This is a genomic window from Helicobacter pylori (assembly GCA_008032955.1).
GTDB lineage: Bacteria > Campylobacterota > Campylobacteria > Campylobacterales > Helicobacteraceae > Helicobacter > Helicobacter pylori_DC.
In genome coordinates, this window is record CP032046.1 from 839,263 (window position 1) to 860,493 (window position 21,231).

The window sequence follows — 21,231 nt, forward strand, 5'->3', positions numbered from 1 at the left end:
TTTTGAATAAAGAGTGCGGGAATAGCTCAGTGGTAGAGCACGACCTTGCCAAGGTCGGGGCCGCGGGTTCGATCCCCGTTTCCCGCTCCATATTTTAATTTAACTTCTAGAGCATGGTTTCTATTTAGTTTGCCCAGGTGGTGGAATTGGTAGACACAAGGGACTTAAAATCCCTCGGTAGCAATACCGTGCCGGTTCAAGTCCGGCTTTGGGCACCATTTTTGAGTGCGATTTGATTTTATTTTTTGAATACGCTAGTGTTAAAATTTAAGGCGACATAGCCAAGTGGTAAGGCATGAGTCTGCAAAACTTTGATCCCCCGGTTCGAATCCGGGTGTCGCCTCCATTTATTGTAGTCATTTAGGGACTTTTGCAAGGGACTTTTATAAAAATAGCGGGAGATGGCTGAGTGGTTGAAAGCGGCGGTCTTGAAAACCGTTGAGGGTCATACCTCCGGGGGTTCGAATCCCTCTCTCCCGGCCACTTGATTGAAATCCTTTAAGCGATCGGTTTTGGCAAATTCATCTCTTCTTTTAACAAAGAATTTTGTGAATATTGATTGTCTCTTTTAATTGAAATTTAAGGATTGATTTAAAGGATTTTATTCGGTGGGATTGTCAGCGTTAAGCCTTATTGTTCCTCTTAGCGTTATTTTAATGGTGGTTTTCACTAAAAGAGTCGCGCTCTCGTTATTTACAGGCATTTTAGTGAGCGCTGTTTTAATGCATTCGTTGCACCTTTCCCAACTCGTAGAATATATTTATCATAAAATCACTTCCGTTTTTTACACTTATGAGCCAGAAAAAGGGTTTCATTTCAATCTTTCCAACCTCTATGTTTTTGGGTTTTTAATCTTTTTAGGCGTCTTAAGCCAGGTGATTTTAAAATCCGGTAGCGTGCAGAACTTTGTCAAAAAAGCTAAAAAATACTCAAAAAACGCCAAAACCCCCGAATTTATCGCCTTTTTTTCAGGCATCATTATTTTTGTAGATGATTATTTTAACGCCCTAACCGTGGGGCAAATCTCAAAATCTTTAAACGACGCTCATAACTCCACACGAGAGCGCTTGGCCTATATCATAGACTCCACTTCAGCGCCGGTGTGTTTGTTAGTCCCTATTTCTAGCTGGGGGGCATATATCATGGGGATCATGAATAACGACAGCTCGCCCTTATTGAAAGATAGTTTTTCGGTGCTTGTGCAAAGTTTGAGCAGTAATTATTATGCGATTTTTGCGCTCATTGCGGTGTTTCTCACCATTTTATGGCAAATCAACCTCCCTAGCATGAGGAAGTATCAAAACATAGGCGTGAAGGATTTTTATAGCGAACAAGAAGAAAGCTCTCCAAAACTAGCCCCCTTGAGTTTGTTGCCTCTTTCTATTTTATTATTGATTGTGTCCATTTCATCATTGATTTTTTATACAGGAGTGATCTTAAAAAACACTGATGCGAGTTTTTCGCTCTTTTATGGAGGGCTGTTTTCGCTCATTGTTACTTATCTTTTGGCTTATAGGTTTTTAGAAAAAGGGAGTTTTTTAAAACTCATGTTTGATGGCTTTAAAAGTGTGGGGCCAGCGATACTAGTCTTAACGCTCGCTTGGGCTATTGGGCCTGTGATTAGAGACGACGCTCAAACGGGGCTTTACTTGGCGCAAGTGAGCAAGGGATTTTTAAATAGTGGGGGAGGCGTGTATATGCCTTTAATCTTTTTTTTAATCTCTGGGTTTATCGCCTTTTCTACCGGCACAAGCTGGGGAGCGTTTGCGATCATGCTGCCCATTGGAGCGGGCATGGCTAATGAAAGCGATATTATTTTGATTGTTTCAGCGATTCTCTCAGGGGCGGTTTATGGCGATCACACAAGCCCCATTTCTGACACGACTATATTATCGGCTACGGGGGCAGGGTGTTCGGTGCAAAGCCATTTCATCACGCAACTCCCTTATGCGACTATTGCGATGCTTTGCAGCGCGGTGAGTTTAGGGGTGGCAAGTTTTATGTATTCGCGCTCGCTCGCTTTTTTAATCGGTGTGGCTTTGCTTGTGGGGGTGTTTTATCTTTTAAAAAGGTTGTATGGTGAAAACTAAAAACTTAAAAATTAAAATAAGGTTTTGGCGATCCCTATTGGATTAAAAAAGAGTCTTATCTCATTATCAATCAATTTAAAAAAATTATTCAAAAATAACCATCAATTATAAAAATCTTCACAATTCTCTAAATCGTAACGCTTTTTAAAAAAATACATTTTTTTTAATTTTTTAATCAACCATTAAGGTGTTTTAGGTTAGATTTCCTTATCTGTTAAACATACGGATAATGTTATATCTTAAGGAAAGAAAATGGGGTTAGGACACTAATAAGTTTAGGGATTTTGTTGAGCGTTTTGAGTGGCGATGATCTGAGATTGTATTCAAAACCTTTAGTCTATTCAGCTGGAAGTGGGATTATTGGGATTGATATTGACAAACGGACATTCTATAAACGAGCGTTCGTTTTCACGATGAAATCGTTGTTCGGTGAAAACTTGCTTCTGTTTGTCAAATTGAAGCATTCTGCGTTAATGAGCAAACACATGAAAGGGCCTTTGGAAAACCGCCACCACCATTCTTTCACTAAAAATTATGAAAAAGCGGTTAATGGTTGTCAAAAGTATTTCCATATCAAATTGCCTGAAGGCGCTCCTAGCAACTTCAAATCAGGTTCATACATGGCCACTATGGTGGTGCGTTTTTAAAGCGTTATTTGGGGTATTCTTTAATACCCTTATCGTCTTTTATCGTCTTTTAAAATATCATCTTTTAAAAGCACAAATTTATTTTTTAGCCCTTTTTTAAATCTTCTTAAAACTCTTTTGTTGTAGTAATGAATGAAGTATTTTTAAAATACGGATAAAATTCATAAAAGAAAAATAAAAAGGCTCTGTTTTCATCAAATACAGGTTACTAAAACTTTTTATGGTGGGTTAAAGCGTATTTTTGGCTTTAATTGTTTCTTTTAGGATTAGTTTCATCAAGGTTTAAAGCATTAGCGTCTTTTCTCTTGTCATTTGGCGTTAAAAGCGATCCAATTAGCCCATTTCTTGAATTTTTTGCAACCATCTATTTTTATCTGCCCTAAAAACATGAAGCCAAACAAACCCCCTACAAAAACGCTTCTAATTTATAAGCTTTTTTATGCTCTTGTTTCAAATCCATGTAAGCGTTTAAAAGCATGTATTCTTCAAAAGATAAAACCGCTAGATGCTCCTTAGCGAGATCGTTCATTTCTAATTCTAACAACACGAATAAAAAGGCTTTTTGCGCTTTATCGTCTTCTTGGCTTAAAATCTCAAAAAACTGGAACCATTGATCGGGGACAAGAAATTTTTGCGCTTTTTGGGCGAGCTTTAAATAATCATTCTTGTCATAACCCACCTTTTTGCAAAGCTCTGAAATTTTTAAAGTGTCTGTGTTTAAAGATTTTTCAAAAAAGGCTTTTAAAAAAGACTTCACGCACTCTTTGTCCAAGTTATCTTGCATCGCATTCAAAGCCTTTAAAACCTCTTTTTTGCTGCCTTTTTGGGCGATTTCTATAAAAGCGTAGCGGCGTAATTCCAAAGGGATTTGCGCGTTTGTTAAAACTTCAAAGGCGTTTTTTAAATCGTTATGAATGAAAGCCTTCAAGCGTTTAGAAAAATAAGCATGCTCATAGGCCAGAGAGTGCTTAGCGTGATCTTTAGGCTCAAGGGTGTTATTTTCTATATTGTGGTAATGCTTAAAAAGGTTATCCACTTTTTCGCACCCGCTATTTGGCGTGTTTAAATCAGCCTTTAAATCATAGCGGGCTAAGATTTGAGAGAGATTTTTAGCGAGATCGCTTTTAAATTTCGTTTTTAAAAAAGTCTTTTGAGTGTCTTGGGATAGGATTTGTTTGAGCAATTTGTCAAAATCCCTTTTTTCATGGTATAAGCGGATTTTATGGCTGAGATTGTGCTTGAATAAAAAAACCCATGAAAAAAAAGCGAACATGCCCAAAACGCCCATAAGCCATACCGCAATGGGAAAATTAAAGCTGTAGCTCCCTAAATTAAAGGCGTAAGCTTGCGGATCAATACTATAAACAAACACACCAAAACCCACAATGAACAAAAATGTAAAAATAATATAAAAACGCATGTGTACCTCCTATTTATGGTATGGATGCTTAAAAATAATGCTCAAAGCCCTATAAATTTGCTCGCATAAGACAATTTTAGCCACTTCATGGCTAAAAGTCATCTCGCTCAAACTCCAAGCTTGACAATCCTTTAAAAAATTTTCTTCAAACCCATACGCTCCAGCGATAAAAAAATTAATATTAAGATGATTTTCTAACATTTTACTAAACGCAAAACTATCGCCCCTTTGAGCTTTAGGATGTAAGGCAATATTTTTGCCTTAGGGTTTAAATACGGCTCAAAGGCTAGAGAGTAGCTTTTTTGAGCGAGTTCTCTAGAGATTTTTTGAGCGTTGGCGGTATTTTTAGGGAATAAATCCACTAATTCCAGCTCGCAATCAAATCGCTTGCATTGCTTTTGATAGATTTTCACTAACTCTAAAGGCGAACTTTTAGCGATAGAATACACCACGCAACGCATCAATGTTAAAACTTTAAAAAATCTTTGAAGTCTTATGCATCATCATAGCGATGAGATCGCTCAAAGTTTTTTTCAAATCCTTCCTATGCACAATCATATCAATCAAGCCATGCTCTAATAAAAATTCCGCCGTTTGAAAGCCCTCAGGCAAATCCGCCCCTATGGTTTGTTTAATCACCCTAGGCCCTGCAAAACCTATCATCGCTCCAGGCTCTGCGATGATGAGATCCCCTAAAAAAGCAAAAGACGCGCTAACGCCCCCATAAGTGGGATCGCTTAAGAGCGAAATGAAAGGGAGTTTGGCCTCACTCAATCGGTTCAAAGCCGCACTCGTTTTAGCCATTTGCATGAGCGAATAAGTGGATTCTTGCATCCTAGCCCCCCACTCGCTGAAACAATCAGTAACGCTTCTTTTTTGGCTACCGCGCGATTGATCGCTCTTACGATCTTTTCGCCTTCCACAGAGCCTAAACTCCCCCCCATAAAGCTAAAATCAAACACCACGATTTGCAAAGGCATGCGGTTGATTTTAGCCTCACCGCTGATCACTGAGCTTGGGCGGTTAGTCCTTTTTTCGTATTTTTTAATGCGTTGTTTATAGCTCTCTTTATCCACGAAATTTAAAGGGTCATTAGGCCGTAAATGCTTGTCAAACTCTTCAAAACTCCCCACATCGCATAGAAATTCAATCCTTTCAGCCGCTTTCATGCGGAAATGGTAATGGCATTTCAAACACACGCTGTATTTACCAAACACTTCTTTATGATACATTAACGCATAACATTTAGGGCATTTCACCCAATGGCTTGGCTGTTCTTCCTTACTTGGTGCTGTCCGCAATTTATTGATCTTAAAATTTTTAAAGAAATCTGCAAATCCCATGTTTTTCCTTAATTTTGCAGTTTTATTAGGATTGTATCCAAGTTTTGCTTATAATAAAACAAAATTAGTTCAAGAGTAGTGATGCAAGGGTTTCTTTTACAAACACAAAGCATAAGAGATGAAGATTTGATCGTGCGCGTTTTAACCAAAAACCAGCTCAAAACCCTCTATCGTTTCTATGGCAAACGCCACAGCGTGCTGAATGTGGGGCGTAAAATTGATTTTGAAGAAGAAAACGATGATAAATTTTTACCCAAGTTAAGGAATATTTTGCATTTAGGCTATATTTGGGAAAGGGAAATGGAACGCTTGTTTTTTGGCAACGCTTTTGCGCTCTCTTGTTTAGGCATTTAGAGGGCGTGCATTCTTTGGATAGCATCTATTTTGACACTTTAGATGATGGGGCTAGCAAACTCTCCAAACAGCACCCTTTAAGAGTGGTTTTAGAAATGTATGCAGTCCTTTTGAATTTTGAAGGGCGCTTGCAAAGTTACAATTCTTGTTTTTTATGCGATGCAAAATTAGAGCGTTCTGTCGCTTTAGCGCAAGGGTTTATTTTAGCGCACCCCTCTTGCTTGAAAGCTAAAAGCTTAGATTTAGAAAAAATCCAAGCTTTTTTTCGCACTCAAAGCACGATTGATTTAGAAACAGAAGAAGTGGAAGAATTGTGGCGCACGCTGAATTTAGGGTTTTGAAAGGTTAAAGATGAAATTTAAATTTTTGAATATGGATAATGAGAGCGGTTTTATTTTGATTGAAAAAGAATTGAAACGATTGAAAATCACCGCTCAAGTCAAAGAAGATGGCATTGAATTAAAAGGCGAGAATATAGAGCGCGCGAGAATTTATCTTCAAACGCTTTTTAATTCTAATATTGTGGAATTAGACGATAACAAAAAAAGCGCAAACGCTGTAATAGAGCGCTTGAAATCTTTAGATTTAAAAATGGCGGTGGCTGAAAGCTGCTCTGGGGGTTATTATCGCATGCATTCACTTCCATTAGCGGGGCTTCAGCGGTTTTTATGGGGGGTATTGTGTGTTACAATGAAGAGGTTAAGCGCGAATTATTGAAAGTCAATGCCGCGACTTTAAAAGTCTTTGGGGTTTATAGCGAAGAATGCGTGAAAGAAATGCTATTAGGGGTGTTTTTAAATTTTAAAGTGGATTTAGTGCTGGCGATCAGTGGGGTGGCTGGCCCTAATGGGGGAGTAAGGCTAATCCGGTAGGCACGATTTATATTGGTGCGCAAAAGTTAGGATCTCAAGCTTTCATTGATCGCTGTTTTTTTGAAGGGGACAGAGAAAGCATTCAAAATAAAAGCGTAGAGCATGCCCTAAACATGCTCGCTAGAATGCTATAAAACTACCTTAACGCGCAAACGCTACCAAACTCTTTTTGAGCGACCTTAGCGATGTAAGCGATTTCATTATCGTTAAGGTTTTCAACGCTCGCTTTTAAATACCTTTTGATTTGATCAATCTGGCAACCCACTAGCTTGATTTTCACCACAGCCACCTCCGATTTTAAATTCGTATAGGTGTAGGCTACTTGGATCTTAGTCGCTAGGTAATTATAGATAGCGTAGCTGATATTCGTAACCGTTTGCTCGGACTCATGGAATTGCTCCATGAAGCGTTTTTTATACTTCAACATGATTTCATGAAAAACCACAATCAAGCTCAATTTAGCGTTTAAAGTCGCTTGCTCAATCCCTAAATATTTATTATTAACAGGGATATACGCCACGCCCATTTCTTCGTAGGGGACTTTAGGGTCTTCAAAAACCCAAGCAGGCGCATCAGATAGTTCTGATTTCATGCCCTTTAAATCAGAGACTAAAATCCCATCATCTCTTAAAAGACTCTTAGCGCTTAATGAAACGCTTGAAAACACCCCTAAAAGAGCGATTAAAACCATTCTTTTAAACAAAATGCCACTCCTTAAACTTTAATTTAGGTTTGATTATAGTTAAAAAGTTTTTGATTTTGTTTAATCACAACCAAGTAATCGTATCAACTTTTGATTTTCTTGATTTTTGGCTCGCTTCTGCCACCCTCTTACCCAATGCGATCAAACATGCGATTTTAGGCTTATTGATACGCTCTTCTAAAATCTCGCCCACTTTTAAAGGATCAAAGCCACCAATAATGCAACTATCCAATCCCATTAAGCTCATGCCCATGCAAATTTGCCCCACAGCGATATAACATTGCTCTAAAATATAGCTTTCTAATTTTTGCATGCTGTGGTTGAATCTTGTGCCAAGCATTTGAGCAAAAGAGGGAAGCACCCTGGATCTATAAGGTTCATCATAAAGGTTTTGCATGTAATGACCAGTGGGTAACAACTCGCTAGGTCTTAAAGGGCATACCACCATTAACGCTGAAGCGCTTTTAATCATTTCTTCATTAAAATAGCTGTGTGCTGCAATTTGTTTTTTTACATCCTTATTAATAACCATCACAAAATGCCATGGCTGCGTGTTGTAAGAGCTTGGCGATAGCCTAGCGATTTCAGCGATTTCTTCTAATTCTTCGCTAGAAAACTCATAACGGCTATCAAACATCTTGCAAGAATAGCGCTCATTTAGTAATTGTCTTCTTTTTTCTTGATCCAAAAATCTCATTGATTTTCCTTTATTTTTTTAGAATTTTTCGTAGCATACAATAAAATCCCTAACGAAACAATTACCATAAGCAAGCTTAAAATCTGCCCCATGCTCAAATTCAAAAAATAAACCCCCAATTGGCTGTCTGGCTCCCTGTAAAACTCCGCAATAAAGCGCATCAAGGAATACCCCAAGCCATAAACCACGATGAGCAACCCATGCGTTTTGGTGTGTTTTTTAGCCCACATTACCATTAAAAACACGACAACCCCCTCTAAAAACGCTTCAATCAATTGGCTGGGATAACGCAATTGATTATCCACCATGATGCCTATGATTTGCCCTAAATGGCTGTCTTTGGGGACGATTCTCCCAAAAAGCTCCTGGTTTAAAAAATTCCCAATCCTCCCAAAAACATACCCTAAAGGCAGGCTGATCGCAATCAAATCCAAATAAATCAAAAGCTTTTTCAAATCCTTACGGCTATAAAGATACGAAGCGATCAAAAACCCCACCAACCCCCCATGATAGCTCATCCCACGAATGCCTACAAAATCCCCATGGCTATCAAAAGGGTTAAAGATTTGCCAAAAATGCGTCAAATAATAGCCAGAGTTAGGCTCATAAATAAGAACGTATCCTATCCTTGCCCCTAGCACAATGCCAAGCTCCGCCCATAGAAAATAACTCTCAAATTCTTTCCTTTCAATGGGGAATCGCTTGGGGTCTTTTTGAATCATTCTCAACGCCATGTAAAAAGCGATAACAATCGCGCACGCATACGCCAAACCATACCAATGCACTTCAATACCGCCAAGACTAAAAGCGATAGGGTTAAATCGTTCATAAATCGTATTCCAAGCGTTCATGATCAATCCTTAAATTTCAAATTCTTTAGGGGGGATCGCTTCAAATTCATACCCTAGTAGCGCAATTTTATGCGCATGGAGCATCAAGCGTTTGGCGGAGTGTTGGCTATCGCCATAGATTGTATCGCCTATAATAGGGTGGTTGATATGCTTTAAGTGGACTCTGATTTGGTGGGTTCTTCCGGTTTTGATCCCCACTTTTAAAAGGGTTTTTTTGTTGATGATTTTTAAAGGCGTGATGATCGTAACCGCTTCTTGCCCTTTTTTAGAGATCTTACTGAAAGCTTTAGTGGTCTTAATCGTAAGAATGGGAGCGTTAATTTCTCGCTCTTCTTCTATAATCCCTTGAACGAGAGCTAAATACTCTTTTTTAACCGCCCTGTCTTTAAAAGCCTTTTTAGCTTTTAAGTGGAATTCTGAATTTTCTTTCACCAATAAAATCACCCCACTTGTTTCTTTATCCAAGCGGTGCAACAAAACCCAACCTTTGAAAAAAGAAACCAGATCATAGCTCTCTATAAAGGGGGGTTTAAAAAGGGCTAGAATGTTTTCATCTTCAAAAATCACGCCGGGTTTTTCAACCTTTTGGACGCTAAAGCGCGTGTTTTTGGGGAGTTCTTTTCTGGCGATGCTCAATTTCTGCCCCCCTATGCTCACTAACCCTGAGTCGATCAAAGCTTTGGCTTTTTTATGCGAAATGTTTTCTTGAACGCTCAATAATTTGTAGGCTTTTTCCATGTTTATCCTTTATTTTTTTAATGTTTAATGAATGCGAGCAATTCGTTTAAATCATGCCCGTTTTCCAAAAAACGTGCCACGCCCAAATTTTTGTAATCTAAAAGAGCGTCTAACAAATCCTCTTTTGGAACGATTTTATAAGGCTTGATTAATTCAAACAACGCCACCTGGTTGAAAAGATGCTCCCCTGTGATTAGGCGCGTATTAAAAAACGCCGGCTCTAAAGGGTTATGCCCCCCCATTTTGACAAACGAACCCCCTAAAATGACAATGTCTGCGATCGCATAGAAGTTATTCAATTCCCCTAACCTATCCACTAACAAAATATCGCATTCCACAAAACCCTTTGAAGAAAAACACTCCAAACTAAAAGGCGTCGTTTTTAAAGCATCTTGCAACAAATTCCGCACGCTTTTAAAACGCTCCGGGTGGCGCGGCACAACAATCAGTCTTGCGTTTTTATGCGTCTTTTTGAACTCCAAAAACGCTTTTAACCCTAATTTCTCTTCACCCTCATGCGTGCTGGCTAAAACAATGTTTAAAGCGCTTGGGTTTTTAGGGTAAAACGAAGTGATCACAGGCTTTGAAAAACGCTTGATATTCAAAAAATCCACCACTTTTTTTGCCCCTAGATTCAATAAGCGCTTTTTATCCTCCTTGCTTTGCACTAAAATCAAGTCAATGCGTTTGAATAAAAGCGCATAAAAGAAAGAAAAACGCTGATACTTGGGGTAAGAGCGAACGCTGATGCGAGCGTTAATGAGCATGGTTTTTGCCCCTAGTTTTTGAGCCGTATCAAACACATTAAACCACAATTCCGCTTCTGTAACCACCAAAGTTTTCAAGCGTTTTAAGTTTTTTTTCCATGCGAATAATAGGGTTTCAAAAGGCAGGTAACGCACTTCTATATGTTGAGAATGCTGATAAGTTTGAGCGGCTAATTCAAAGCCGGTATGGGTGGTAACGCTGATTAAAATCGGCTCTTTTAAAGCTTGAATGATCGGCTCTAAGGATTTGACCTCCCCATAAGAGCATGCATGAAACCAAAAAACCGGCTCGCTTCTTAAAAAATTGTCTTTGAGAAAAAAACGAGCCTTTAAAGAATGGCGGTATTTTTCTTTAAAACTCAAAAGCAAGATGAAAGGTGCACCAAAAAGATGCCCCAAAGTCAAACATAAAAGGTAGAAAAACTTAAACAATCAAACGGATTCTTGGCTTTCTTCTTGGCTTTCTTTTGGTTGGCTTTCTTTTAGAGGTTGAGCGTTACTTTCATGCACGCCCTCAGCGTATAAAATACGCCCGCAATACGGGCAAGTGATCATGTCCCCACTCGTTAGCACTTCAGTATAAATTTTATCGTTCAACCGAATAAAACAACCCCCACAAGCCTGCTTTTTGATCGTTACGATGCTCGTGTTTTTCGCCCATCTCCTGATCCTTTCATAAAAGCTATAGATTTTAGGCTCGGTTTTTTCCACGAGTTCTTCTTTCTTTTTGAAGATAACTTGTTGGGTTTCTTTGATGTTTTTGATTTCGTTTTCCACTAAGTTTTCCAATTCCAGTGCTAATTTTTCAAGCTCTAGCATTTCTTTTTTCAAAACTTCTTGTTTTTCGCTTTTGTGCTTGATTTCATTTTGCAGGTTTTCAATTTCTCTGTTGGCTTGACTGGATCGTTCTTTAGCAATATCTTCTTCAATGTTTAAAGAGCGCAATTCCCTTTCGGATTTGATCTCGCTCATTCTCTTTTGGATACTGGCGATTTTAGCGTTCGTGTCTTGTAAGGTTTGCTCGTTTTTAGAAACCTGTAATTTTAGGGCTAATTTTTCTTCTTCTAAATTCAAAATCGCTTTATTTTTAGCTTCTTTATCATTCAAGGCCTTATCTAAGTCTTTTCGTTTTTCTCTGATCAACGGCTCTAAGGAGTCAATTTCTTTATCCAAATGCGAAATTTCAATCAATTGTTTGAGGTGGGTGTTCATCGCTTTCCTTTAAATGATTTGCAAGGGGTTTTTAAAATTCTCTATTGTAACCAAATAATCAAAAGAATGCAAAATTTCAGCCACAATGAGTGCAAAACCCCTTTCGCTATAATAATGCGTGGCGTCAATCAAGCTTATCCCTAAAGATTGAGCGATCATAGCGTCATGGTATTTCACATCTCCTGTAATCAAACAGCTTTGCACTTTTAAAGAATGTAGCATGGACGCCCCCGATCCGCACACAAACGCTAAATCTTTAATCATTTGAGAACTTTTGACACACGCTAATTGTCCCACCCCTAAAGACGATTTGATTTTTTCTAACAGCGCATCAAATTCTATATTAGCGTTTTCTTTCACTAACATAAGGCCTTTTTCCATCAAGCCATCAAACCCTAAAAGCGTGCACGCGAAATGCTTATTTAAATGCGTTTTGTCAAAATTCGTGTGCATGCTGATGACTGAAATGTTTTTTTGGATTAAGGTTTTTAAAATATTCCCCGGATAAGCCTCATAATTTAGCGTTTTTAAGGGCTTGAAAATTAAAGGGTGGTGCGTGATGATTAGGGCGTTTTGTGGGGCGTTTAGAGCGATTTTAGGCGTGATTTCTAAGCATGCGATAATCTCGCTAAATTCATGGTTTTCACTCCCCACATTCAACCCGCTATTATCCCATGATTCTTGGAGTTCAAAAGGCGAAAGGCGATTCAAAACTTCCAACACTTCCCTAACTAACGCCATTTTAAGCCTTTGAGAGAGCGTTTTTTAGGCGCTCTTCTCTTTCTTCTTCTTGCTCTTTATAAAGAACGGCGCACCCTTTGGCTAAATCCCTGATTTGTAAAATATAATTTTGCCTTTCAGCCACCGAAATCGCTTTTCTGGCGTCTAAAATATTGAAAAAATGCGAGCATAGCATCACGAAATCATAAGCCGGCAAGGGGAGCTTGTTTTTTAAGCAATGCAAGGCTTCGGCTTGGGCGTTTTTAAACATTTCTAATAGCCTTGTTACGCTCGCTATTTCAAAATGATACTTGCTAAATTCGTATTCGCTTTCTAAATGCACTTGCACGTAACGAACGCTTTCATTATCCTTTTTAGCCCATTCAATCTCTAGGATATTTTCCACTTTTTGGACATACATTGCCAATCTTTCTAAGCCGTAAGTGATTTCCACAGGGATAGGGTTACAAGGAATGCCCCCCACTTGCTGGAAATAAGTGAATTGCGTAACCTCCATGCCATCAAGCCACACTTCCCAGCCAAGCCCCCATGCCCCTAAAGTCGGACTCTCCCAATTGTCTTCTACAAATCGTATGTCATGCTCATTAAGGTTTATCCCTAACACTTCTAAGCTTTTTAAATAGAGTTCTTGGATATTAGAAGGGCTTGGCTTGATGACTACTTGGAATTGGTAATAACTCCCCAAGCGGTTAGGGTTTTCCCCATAGCGCCCATCAGTAGGCCTTCTAGAGGGCGCGACATACGCCACATTCCACGGCTTTTTATCCAAGCTCCTTAAAAGCGTGGCCGGATGGAATGTCCCCGCTCCTGCAGGAATATCATAAGGCTGGATCACCAAACAGCCTTGATCTTTCCAATACTCTTGTAATTTTAATAATAAACTTGAAAAATCTTGCATGCTCTCTTTCCTTTTAAGCGCGTCTGATCAAATCGTTCATGCTCTCTAGCACACTCTTACCCTTTAAAAGCAAGGCTAGTTCGCTCGCAATGGGCGTATAAATGCCATATTTTCTAGCGATTTCCACAATGGCGTTGGTCGTTTTCACCCCTTCAGCCACTTCGCCCAATTCTTCTAAAACCACCTCTAAAGGCTTGTTTTGGGCTAGCCCCAAACCCACACGATAATTCCTGGATAAAATGGAATTAGCGGTTAAAAACAAATCCCCAGCCCCAGAAAGCCCTAAAAAAGTCTCTGTCTTGCCCCCAAAGAACGCCCCAAAGCGTTGCATTTCCACCAAACCTCTAGACAATAAACTCGCTTTAGCGCTATTGCCTAATTTCAAGCCATCACAAACCCCCCCCGCAATGGCTATCACATTTTTATACGCACCAGCGATTTCACCCCCTATGATGTCTTGTTGGGCGTAGGCTCTGATAAAAGAGGGGGTTTTATTGGCAAATTCTAGCGCTAAAGCCTGATTATTGGAATGGATGACTAACGCGCAAGGCAAGCCCTGAATGATTTCAGCCGCAAAACTCGGGCCCGCTAAAAAACACAAAGAATTAGGATCGATAAAATCCTTTGCGATCTCGCTCACAAACGCCTTATTTAACACCTCTATCCCTTTAGAGGCGATTAAAACCTTAGCGTTTTTGGGTAAAGAAGCGTTTTGAAACCATTCTCTCAAGTGCTGCACGCTAATAGCGATGACATAGAGCGCTGCTTTTAAGCCTCTTTGTAAATCCACTTGCTCTATGGGGGCAGAACCTTTAGAAATCAAGGCGTCATTGAGCTTTTTTAACGGCTCGTTTAGATCCCGCCTTGAAATGATTTTGACTTCATTCTTTTCTCCAAAAGCAAAGGCTAAAGCCCTCCCCCACGCCCCGCCACCAAATACTGCAATTTCCATTAAATTCCTAATCTCATTGATTGTAAAACTCACCATTTTACAATAATAAGTTTAAAATAGCCCTTACATTCAAAACGCTGTCTTTGATTAAAAATAGGGTAGTAAAAATCAGAAATCTCTTTCACGCTCTGATCTAAATCACCGCCGTTTTGTTCTCCTCCACTCCCGCAAATCGTTTTGAAGCTCCTCATTGTTTAAGGACTCTTGATAATATTCTTCGTTTGTTTCCTTATATTCTTTAAGTATTGACAAATTTGCTAAAGAATAGTCTAGTTGGATCAATTCATTATCTTCATCCATCCAATCTCTACATTCTTGGATTTCTTCTTGGCTCAAATCATACCAATCTAAACGAAACATGCACCAATCCCTAAAATACAGCACCATTTCTTTGATTTCTTCAAACTCTCGGCGGTTTATTTCTTCCAGTGTGTTTTTTAAATCCCTCCACTCCCGCAAATCGTTTTGAAGCTCCTCATTGTTTAAGGACTCTTGATAGTCTTCGTTTTCTTTTTCTTTAAATTCCCTAAGCGTTTGCAAATTTTCTAAAGAGTAGTGCAGTTGAAGAAAATCATTAAAATAATCTGTTCTCTCTTCTTCTCTTTAGATCTCTCCTTCACTCAATTCAAGCCAATCCAAGTAAAACAAAGCACGATCCCTAAAATACAGCGCCATTTTTTTGATCTCTTCAAACTCCCGGTAGTTTGCTTCGTCGTTCTCTTCGTCTTCGTTTTGTTCTTTGTATTTTTCCCAAGTGAAAGCGCTCACACGATCAAAAACCTTATCAATGCTTTCTTTAAACAAGTCAATCACTCCGTTCAATTGCGCTAAATTCTCTCTTTTAGATTCTTCTTGCTCAGAAAATTCTTTTTTGAGCGAATGAATTTTATTAAAGGTAGCATCTTTGAAATCATCAAAGCCTTTTTGCATCAAATCCAGTTTGACAGAATGCAAAGTCTTTTGGTAGCGTTTGAATTTGTTAGCGTCTTGATTAATAGCCTTTTCATACATCCGATGCACCTCGTATAAAGATTCTAAAATTTCGTTTTGTTTCTCGCTCCTTTGATTCAACTTCATTAGAAATTCCTCAAGCGAGTCAAAAACGGGGCTTTTTTCGCTGAACTCTTTAATTTCTTGATACCTTGTAGCGCTATAAGCGCAAATCCCTAAAAACTCAATGCCATGATCTTTTAAAGTCTCTTTAATTTTAATAGCGACTTCTTCTAACTGGCTTTTTGCACGCCTATCAGCCCTACTCAATACGATAAAAACCTGCTTGCCTTCTTTATATAATTCTTGCAAATATTCTAAATCATTTTTGTGAATCTCCCCACTCTTGCAACTAATGAACCATAAAATGCGTTTAGCGTGCTTTAGGGATTCTTTAGAGGCTTGTTTGTCCCCATCCGTATAGCCTTGCTTGGCGGAGTTAAAACCAGGCGTGTCTATGAAGCATAAAAATTCAAAAGGCGCACTAGGAGCGCTCAAAAGCATGAAAGGCATGATTTCTTTCAAATTAAAGCCAAGGGATTCTAAAAACTGATGGTCAAACTTAAGATGTGGCAATTCCACCATGCCCCCATTTTGAGAAAACCCCATTAAAACTTCTTTTTTACCCTTTAGGCAATAAGTGGGGATAGCTGTGGTGGGATTCATGTCTTCAGGGAGTTTTAATTTCAAGCCCAACAAGTTGTTTAAAAAAGTGGATTTGCCCGCACTAAACCCTCCCCCCACCGCAACGATGGTTTTTTGGAACAAACTAGGGTAGCTCGCTACTAATTGCAATTCTTTTTGGATTTCTTGGAGCATCAGTAACGCTATTTCCTTTTCTTTGAGCGAATCCACGCCGCTAGCGAACTCTAAAAACTCGTTGTCTAAGATTTGCTGGTATTCTTCTAGCCCTTCATTGTTTGTTTTAGCGTTTAAAATACGAGCGATTAGATCGTAGCGTTCTTTTAACCCCTCTGTATTGTGGTGGTTTTTAGCCGCACTAAATTGGTCATTAAAAAATTAATGCTCATTAGATCTCCTTTAAAGCCTTGATTTGAGCGTCTAATTGAGCGATGGATTGAACTTTATTTTGCGCTTGATTGTGCAAGTTTTGCATGTCTTTTTGGAGTTTTGAAAGCACCCCATTAGCAAAATCTTGTTCTCCTAGATCCTCTCTTAAACCTTGGATATAGCCTTTCACATCTTTTTTAGCCTCAGCTTCAAAATTCCTCACATAATTCCCCACGCTTTGTATGAAAGCATTAGCTTCATCGCCTTTTAAAAAGCCCGTTTTCCCCCTTATCTCGCCAGGAAGCTTATCGGCATAATCAAACTCTTTAAATTCAATGGAATCTAAAACAGTATCCACGCTTTTTTTGAAAGCCATCTCATCAATCAAATCATCAGAGATGATTTCGCGCAATTGAGAAAAGACTTCAGCGTAGAGTTCTTTTTTGAAAACGACTTTAAAAGAATCAGCGCTTCTGTTTAAGGCTTCTTCACAGCTTTCATGCATCTCTTTCAAATAATCAAGCACCGCTCCGGCTTTAATCACTGCTCTTGTGCGTTCTACTTAATCATAGCCCGCATCATCATCAGTCCAAAACAAAAAATTCCTTTTAAAGCTCCCCCAAGCACCGCCTTGCTTCACTCTTTCAGTGTAACGCTCTACTCCCTCTTCTTCTTCAGCGCCCACTTTGGCCGTTTGGATAGCTTTCTTCAACGTTTCTTCCAAGCCACCTCTAATATTGTTGAGGAAATGCAAGATAAATTCTTCATACGCTTCCCTAAACTTCATTTCAATGTTACCAGAGAGGTTTTGATAAGCCCTTATTTGCTCTTTGATAGCGCTAATGTCAGCGTTTTTAACCCTCTTTTTTTCTTCTTCTAAATCTTGCAACAACTGCGTTATCAATTTATGGAGGTTGTTTGCTTGGCTCTCTGCGTAATTTTGCAATTTTTGAGACATGATTTTTTCTTTCTCTTGGGCAGCTTTTTTAAACGCTCTTCAATCGCGCCCATGTTGCTTAAAAAGAGTAAGCTTTCTTTAGACTTATCATCGCTATCAAAAGCGTCAGGGTAAGAATCTCTTAAATTCCGTAAGGCATTGTGATACTCTTGTGTTTTTTGGTTTCTTTCCCAAGAAGCTTGGTTGTTGAAATCTTTATGCATGCTAAAGCAAACCCCTGAAGCCAAAATAACGCCATTTTTGATTGCTTTTTCAAAAACCTCTCGTTGGTTGGGGTAGTTTTGAATCAACGCTTCCATGATATTATTTAATTGAGATGAAAGGGTTTTTTGCGCGTTTTCAAAGGCTGTAGGGAGGTGTTGGTTGGATTTTTCCACTTCACTCATAGAAAGAACAGCGCTGTCGGCTTGGCTTGCCACGAAATAAATTTCTTGAAGGCCTTCTTTATGAGAAACCCTATCAAACAAACTCATATCGCTATCCGTTAAAAACTGACCAGAAGGGCTTACAATAAACACCACATCGCAATCTTTTAATAAGGCTTTGGTGCGCTCTTCTCTAGAAGCGATCGGATCATTCACTCCCGGGGTGTCAATCACTTCCAAATCTTTAAGGTTGGGGTTATTCAAAGAAATTTGCACCGCTTTAGTGTAGGGCATATACTTCCCGTTCGCGCCCACGAATTGGAGCAACTTTTGATTCAGCTCTTGTAGGCTGTTGGCTTGAATGCGCGAATCCAAGTTTTTCGTATTGAGCGATCCGCTTTTTTTCATTTTTTCGCATTGATCGTAGGATGAAACGAGTTTTTCGTCCCCTTTTAATTTATCTTTAGCGATCCTTTCAGCCCTTTTCACTATTTCTTCATCGCTTAAAATATTCTCTTTGGGTGCTGCTTCAGTGTTTTTGTTTCTGCCAAGCACTTTGTTGCCAACATTCCTAACTCTCTCTTTAGTCCTATTTGCCAAACTCTGTTTTTCTTTTTGCTTTTTGACTTCTTCTTCAACAATCCTGTTAAACTCCCTTACATACCTTTCATGTTCGTTTTCAAGCTCTAAAATATCCTTTGGGCTATAAAACTCCACTTCAGCGCTCAGATTTTGAGCGTATTTTAAAATGGTAAGGCTAGCGGTCATGGGCGTTGCCGCTTTGGGTAAAACCTCTACACCCTCAAAAATCAAAGCGTTTAAGAGCGAGCTTTTGCCCGCTTTCACGCGCCCGATGATACCGACTTTAAGATCCCTATCTTCAGCCTGCATTTCTTTTAGCGTTTTCTCTAACTCTTCGGTTTTGATCACAGCGTTTTCGCTCATAAAAGGCCTCGCTTTTTCTTGTAAGCCTTGTTCTTTTAGCGTTTTTTCAATTAAAGCGCTTTTTTTGATGAGTTCTTGCGCGTTCATTATTAATCCTTTAAATATTGTTGTTCTAAATCGCTTAAAGCGTTGATCTTGTTTTCTAAGATTTGTTTTTGATTTTCTAAATCGTTTAAGTGTTTTTCTTTTTCCTTTTGAGCGAGCGCAATTTCTTGTTTTTTATGCGTGATTTCTAATTCGCACCGATCTTTTAAACCTTTTAGGGAATTTTCCAAGCATTCATTAAACAAGCCCGGTAAAACTTTTTTAAGCTTGTATTGAACCTCTGGTATCACTTTGACTTCAATCAGATTTTCTAACTTCGCCCGCTCTTTTTCTTCATTTCTAAAGAATGAAGCGATGATATTAGGCAGTAATGTCAATAAATCTTTTAAAAGAGGTTTTAACCCTTGTAAGATCAGCGCGAAAGGTCTTGTAACCGGGTTCTTGGCTAAAATCACGCTTAAAGCGTTGATCCCTAATTCAAGGCCATGCTCTGAATTCACAGACAAATCGCTAGAAAGCCGCGTGTTGTTCAGGCTTTCAAATTCCACGCAAAAATCTTTTGAAAAAGAAAGGTTGATCTTTTCAATCTCTAATTTAGCGTTTTTGATCAAGCTTTGTTGCATGATGCTTTCTATTTCGCTATTGAACTCGTTAGGCTTGTTGATTAAAGAGGCTAAATAGGATTTTTGCTCCCTGACCTCTTCTATGACTTTTTTAACCATAGAATTTACAGCCACGCTAGAATACTCTTCTTCTAAATTAGCCCTTAATTTTTCATAGGTTTTTTCAATGTCTTTAACGCTCAAATCCAAAGCTTATATTTCTTCTAACGCCTTTTCTTTAGAATAATCAAAGCTTTCAATCACGCTTTTTAGGCTGTTTTGTAACTAGGAATTTAAAAACTTCAATCGTTTCAAATACAAAGCGCTAAAAAGCTTTTCAGCGTCTATTGTATCCGCTACCTCTAAAAGAGCGTTATTGTCTTTATTAGAATAAATAAGATGCGTTGTCAAATCAAGGTGATCTTGGATTTGCTCTTGAATGTAGTGAGAAATTTCTCCCACTTGCGAAGGCGTTCTTAAATTCGTTTTACCCAAAATAAAGCTAAGGCCTTTGTCAAACTCTAAAAGGGTTTTTAATTCCCTAACCATGCGTTTAGTGAGACTGCCCTCTTCTACGCTTGTGAGAATGACAAAATGCACGCCTCTTTCTAAATATTCCAAAATGGCATGGGTGTGGCTTGAAATGGGGCTATCAAAGCCTGGCATATCCACAAACACTAAAGGAGCACTGTTTTTCAAAGCTTCATTATTCAAATAAACCTTAAGGTAGGAATACTTCGCCGCATTGTCTTTAATCGCTTCAAAACTTTGCTCATTCAGTTCAAAACTCTCTGTTTTTTCATCATTGTTTGAAAAAGCCTCTATGCGTTCATTAGCGCTATAGTGCAACTCAGTGGCTAAAGAAGTCTCTGGCGTGATACCGGTAGGCAAAACGCTGCTGCCTAAAAAGCGGTTTAATAGTGTGCTTTTCCCTGCGCTAAAATTCCCCACAACGGGTATCACAAGCTGTTGTTTTTGAATGCTTGCTAAAAGAGTAGAGCATTCTGTTTTATCGATCTTTACTTCTTTTAAAACTTCTAAAACCTGTTCTAAAAACTCCATAAAATTCGTCTGTGCGTATAAAATCATTACCAATCCTTTAAAATTAAAAATTAAAATCTAAATCAGACGCAAAAATCCCTAAAAAAACAGATAGGGTTTATATGGGTATGGGTTTATATGGGGGTGAAAAGATAAAACGGCTGACTAGAGAGAGAGAGAGAGCGGATTTTTAAGAATAATCATCATTACAAACTCCTAGCACCATTTAATGGTGTGTATTATACTTGATTTTTACGGGTTAGAGTTAATACGACAAAATGAATGATTTTTGATTGCGTCAAATAGCGTGAGATCCTCTTGTCTTGTTTGTCAAAACTCGCAAGAGCTATGCTTATAAAACGATTTTAATAGCCGGCATCAAATCGTTGTTTTCTTCTATTTTTAACATTCTGACATCTTTAACACAAACCGCAAAACATGGTATTTGTTTGGCTAAAATTTGCACCGTAGCGACACAAGTAACAGCGTTGATAGTCTCATCACCAAAATACACGCTACCTTGTTGCCATTTAAAGCCGTATTGTTCCATGAATTTACGAATATCAGAATAAACTTTTGACAGATCCATCCCGTTTTCATTCAAGCAATTCGTGTCAAGATCAAAAGTTACAGCATACATCTTAGCTCCTTTATTGGTGTTATAGCATGTTTTTACTTATAATTTCGTTTGGTTAATGCATGCATTTTACAACCCATGCGTTTGAGAATAAAACAATTTCATGTCTTTAGAAGCGAACTGATTTTTTAAATCTTTTGCTAGAGGTAAAGCGACTTCCTCGCTTAAAAAAAGCTTGAATTTAGCGTAGTCTTTACGCCCGCTCACCTGCTCTTTTTGGCTTAAAAGCAGCGAAGAAGCGGCGTATTTATAGCATTCCACATAAAAAAATCATCAAAGCCTTTTTCAAACAAATAATCTATTAAAGCGTCTTTCAAACAAATATCAATATAAATTTCTAAAGCTAGCATGC

14 protein-coding genes, 4 tRNA genes and 8 pseudogenes are annotated in these 21,231 nt (G+C 38.7%); 8 read left to right on the top strand and 18 right to left on the bottom strand.

All coding sequences use genetic code 11. The annotated features are described in order from the left end of the window. The first annotated feature begins 15 nt into the window (after positions 1-15). From D2C72_04030 to D2C72_04055, 6 genes are all read left to right on the top strand, one after another. A tRNA-Gly gene (locus D2C72_04030) sits at positions 16-90 on the top strand. Between the two features lie 41 nt (positions 91-131). Then, positions 132-218: transfer RNA gene (locus tag D2C72_04035), tRNA-Leu, on the top strand. Positions 219-271: 53 nt separating this feature from the next. Continuing rightward, positions 272-346: transfer RNA gene (locus D2C72_04040), tRNA-Cys, on the top strand. A 49-nt stretch (positions 347-395) separates the two neighbouring features. After that, positions 396-483, top strand: a tRNA-Ser gene (locus D2C72_04045). Between the two features lie 125 nt (positions 484-608). Beyond that, entirely contained in the window at positions 609-2,090 is a 1,482-nt protein-coding gene (locus D2C72_04050; protein ID QEF43521.1) for a Na+/H+ antiporter NhaC family protein, read from the top strand. Positions 2,091-2,374: 284 nt separating this feature from the next. Then, positions 2,375-2,737 (top strand): hypothetical protein, encoded by a 363-nt coding sequence (locus D2C72_04055; protein ID QEF43522.1) that lies wholly within the window; start codon positions 2,375-2,377, stop codon positions 2,735-2,737. Between the two features lie 406 nt (positions 2,738-3,143). On the opposite strand, the gene D2C72_04060 is transcribed toward D2C72_04055, so the two are convergent. The 3 genes and pseudogenes from D2C72_04060 to accD form a co-directional block, all read right to left on the bottom strand. Then, the gene (locus tag D2C72_04060; protein QEF43523.1) at positions 3,144-4,157 is read right to left on the bottom strand and encodes a LapA family protein; all 1,014 of its coding nucleotides are present in this window, start codon (positions 4,155-4,157) and stop codon (positions 3,144-3,146) included. A 9-nt stretch (positions 4,158-4,166) separates the two neighbouring features. After that, positions 4,167-4,618: pseudogene (rlmH, locus tag D2C72_04065) on the bottom strand (23S rRNA (pseudouridine(1915)-N(3))-methyltransferase RlmH). A 13-nt stretch (positions 4,619-4,631) separates the two neighbouring features. Next, positions 4,632-5,500, bottom strand: a pseudogene (gene accD, locus D2C72_04070) (acetyl-CoA carboxylase, carboxyltransferase subunit beta). Between the two features lie 78 nt (positions 5,501-5,578). Between accD and recO the strand changes: the two are divergent. Then, a pseudogene (recO, locus tag D2C72_04075) lies at positions 5,579-6,195 on the top strand (recombination protein RecO). A 10-nt stretch (positions 6,196-6,205) separates the two neighbouring features. Continuing rightward, positions 6,206-6,860 (top strand): annotated as a pseudogene (locus D2C72_04080) (nicotinamide-nucleotide amidohydrolase family protein). A gap of 2 nt (positions 6,861-6,862) precedes the next feature. Here D2C72_04080 and D2C72_04085 read toward each other — a convergent pair. From D2C72_04085 to D2C72_04155, 15 genes and pseudogenes are all read right to left on the bottom strand, one after another. After that, the gene (locus tag D2C72_04085) at positions 6,863-7,429 is read right to left on the bottom strand and encodes a hypothetical protein (GenBank protein QEF43524.1); all 567 of its coding nucleotides are present in this window, start codon (positions 7,427-7,429) and stop codon (positions 6,863-6,865) included. Positions 7,430-7,493: 64 nt separating this feature from the next. Continuing rightward, positions 7,494-8,126 carry an NAD(P)H-dependent oxidoreductase gene (locus D2C72_04090; GenBank protein QEF43525.1) on the bottom strand — a complete coding sequence of 211 codons (633 nt, stop codon included), beginning with the start codon at positions 8,124-8,126 and terminating at the stop codon, positions 7,494-7,496. Beyond that, on the bottom strand, positions 8,123-8,977 hold the full coding sequence (locus D2C72_04095; GenBank protein ID QEF43526.1) for a prolipoprotein diacylglyceryl transferase: 855 nt from the start codon (positions 8,975-8,977) through the stop codon (positions 8,123-8,125). Before D2C72_04095 ends, D2C72_04090 begins: the two co-directional genes overlap by 4 nt. Positions 8,978-8,986: 9 nt before the next feature. Further along, positions 8,987-9,715, bottom strand: a complete 729-nt coding sequence (locus tag D2C72_04100) for an RluA family pseudouridine synthase (GenBank protein ID QEF43527.1) — start codon at positions 9,713-9,715, stop codon at positions 8,987-8,989. Between the two features lie 17 nt (positions 9,716-9,732). Then, positions 9,733-10,914 (bottom strand): 3-deoxy-D-manno-octulosonic acid transferase, encoded by a 1,182-nt coding sequence (locus tag D2C72_04105; GenBank protein QEF43528.1) that lies wholly within the window; start codon positions 10,912-10,914, stop codon positions 9,733-9,735. Continuing rightward, positions 10,915-11,694, bottom strand: coding sequence for a hypothetical protein (locus tag D2C72_04110; GenBank protein QEF43529.1), 780 nt, complete (start codon positions 11,692-11,694; stop codon positions 10,915-10,917). A gap of 9 nt (positions 11,695-11,703) precedes the next feature. Continuing rightward, positions 11,704-12,435, bottom strand: a complete 732-nt coding sequence (locus D2C72_04115; GenBank protein QEF43530.1) for a Nif3-like dinuclear metal center hexameric protein — start codon at positions 12,433-12,435, stop codon at positions 11,704-11,706. Position 12,436: 1 nt separating this feature from the next. Beyond that, complete coding sequence (gene glyQ, locus D2C72_04120) at positions 12,437-13,333, bottom strand: glycine--tRNA ligase subunit alpha (GenBank protein ID QEF43531.1); 897 nt, start codon at positions 13,331-13,333, stop codon at positions 12,437-12,439. A gap of 13 nt (positions 13,334-13,346) precedes the next feature. Next, positions 13,347-14,285, bottom strand: coding sequence for a glycerol-3-phosphate dehydrogenase (NAD(P)(+)) (locus tag D2C72_04125; GenBank protein QEF43532.1), 939 nt, complete (start codon positions 14,283-14,285; stop codon positions 13,347-13,349). 138 nt (positions 14,286-14,423) lie between these two features. Next, positions 14,424-16,130, bottom strand: a pseudogene (locus D2C72_04130) (ATPase). A gap of 175 nt (positions 16,131-16,305) precedes the next feature. Next, a pseudogene (locus D2C72_04135) lies at positions 16,306-16,926 on the bottom strand (hypothetical protein). 260 nt (positions 16,927-17,186) lie between these two features. Next, positions 17,187-18,641 carry an ATP/GTP-binding protein gene (locus D2C72_04140; protein QEF43533.1) on the bottom strand — a complete coding sequence of 485 codons (1,455 nt, stop codon included), beginning with the start codon at positions 18,639-18,641 and terminating at the stop codon, positions 17,187-17,189. A gap of 2 nt (positions 18,642-18,643) precedes the next feature. Next, positions 18,644-20,290: pseudogene (locus tag D2C72_04145) on the bottom strand (GTPase). Positions 20,291-20,594: 304 nt separating this feature from the next. Continuing rightward, positions 20,595-20,882, bottom strand: coding sequence for a virulence factor (locus D2C72_04150; protein ID QEF43534.1), 288 nt, complete (start codon positions 20,880-20,882; stop codon positions 20,595-20,597). Between the two features lie 66 nt (positions 20,883-20,948). After that, positions 20,949-21,229, bottom strand: a pseudogene (locus D2C72_04155) (DUF3240 domain-containing protein). Positions 21,230-21,231 lie beyond the last annotated feature (2 nt).

Coding starts and splice junctions, on each gene's coding strand:
- D2C72_04060 (QEF43523.1), bottom strand. CDS start 4,157: ATGCGTTTTTATATTATTTTTACATTTTTGTTCATTGTGGGTTTTGGT.
- D2C72_04090 (QEF43525.1), bottom strand. CDS start 8,126: ATGAGATTTTTGGATCAAGAAAAAAGAAGACAATTACTAAATGAGCGC.
- D2C72_04095 (QEF43526.1), bottom strand. CDS start 8,977: ATGAACGCTTGGAATACGATTTATGAACGATTTAACCCTATCGCTTTT.
- D2C72_04100 (QEF43527.1), bottom strand. CDS start 9,715: ATGGAAAAAGCCTACAAATTATTGAGCGTTCAAGAAAACATTTCGCAT.
- D2C72_04110 (QEF43529.1), bottom strand. CDS start 11,694: ATGAACACCCACCTCAAACAATTGATTGAAATTTCGCATTTGGATAAA.
- D2C72_04115 (QEF43530.1), bottom strand. CDS start 12,435: ATGGCGTTAGTTAGGGAAGTGTTGGAAGTTTTGAATCGCCTTTCGCCT.
- glyQ (QEF43531.1), bottom strand. CDS start 13,333: ATGCAAGATTTTTCAAGTTTATTATTAAAATTACAAGAGTATTGGAAA.
- D2C72_04125 (QEF43532.1), bottom strand. CDS start 14,285: ATGGAAATTGCAGTATTTGGTGGCGGGGCGTGGGGGAGGGCTTTAGCC.
- D2C72_04140 (QEF43533.1), bottom strand. CDS start 18,641: ATGAACGCGCAAGAACTCATCAAAAAAAGCGCTTTAATTGAAAAAACG.
- D2C72_04150 (QEF43534.1), bottom strand. CDS start 20,882: ATGTATGCTGTAACTTTTGATCTTGACACGAATTGCTTGAATGAAAAC.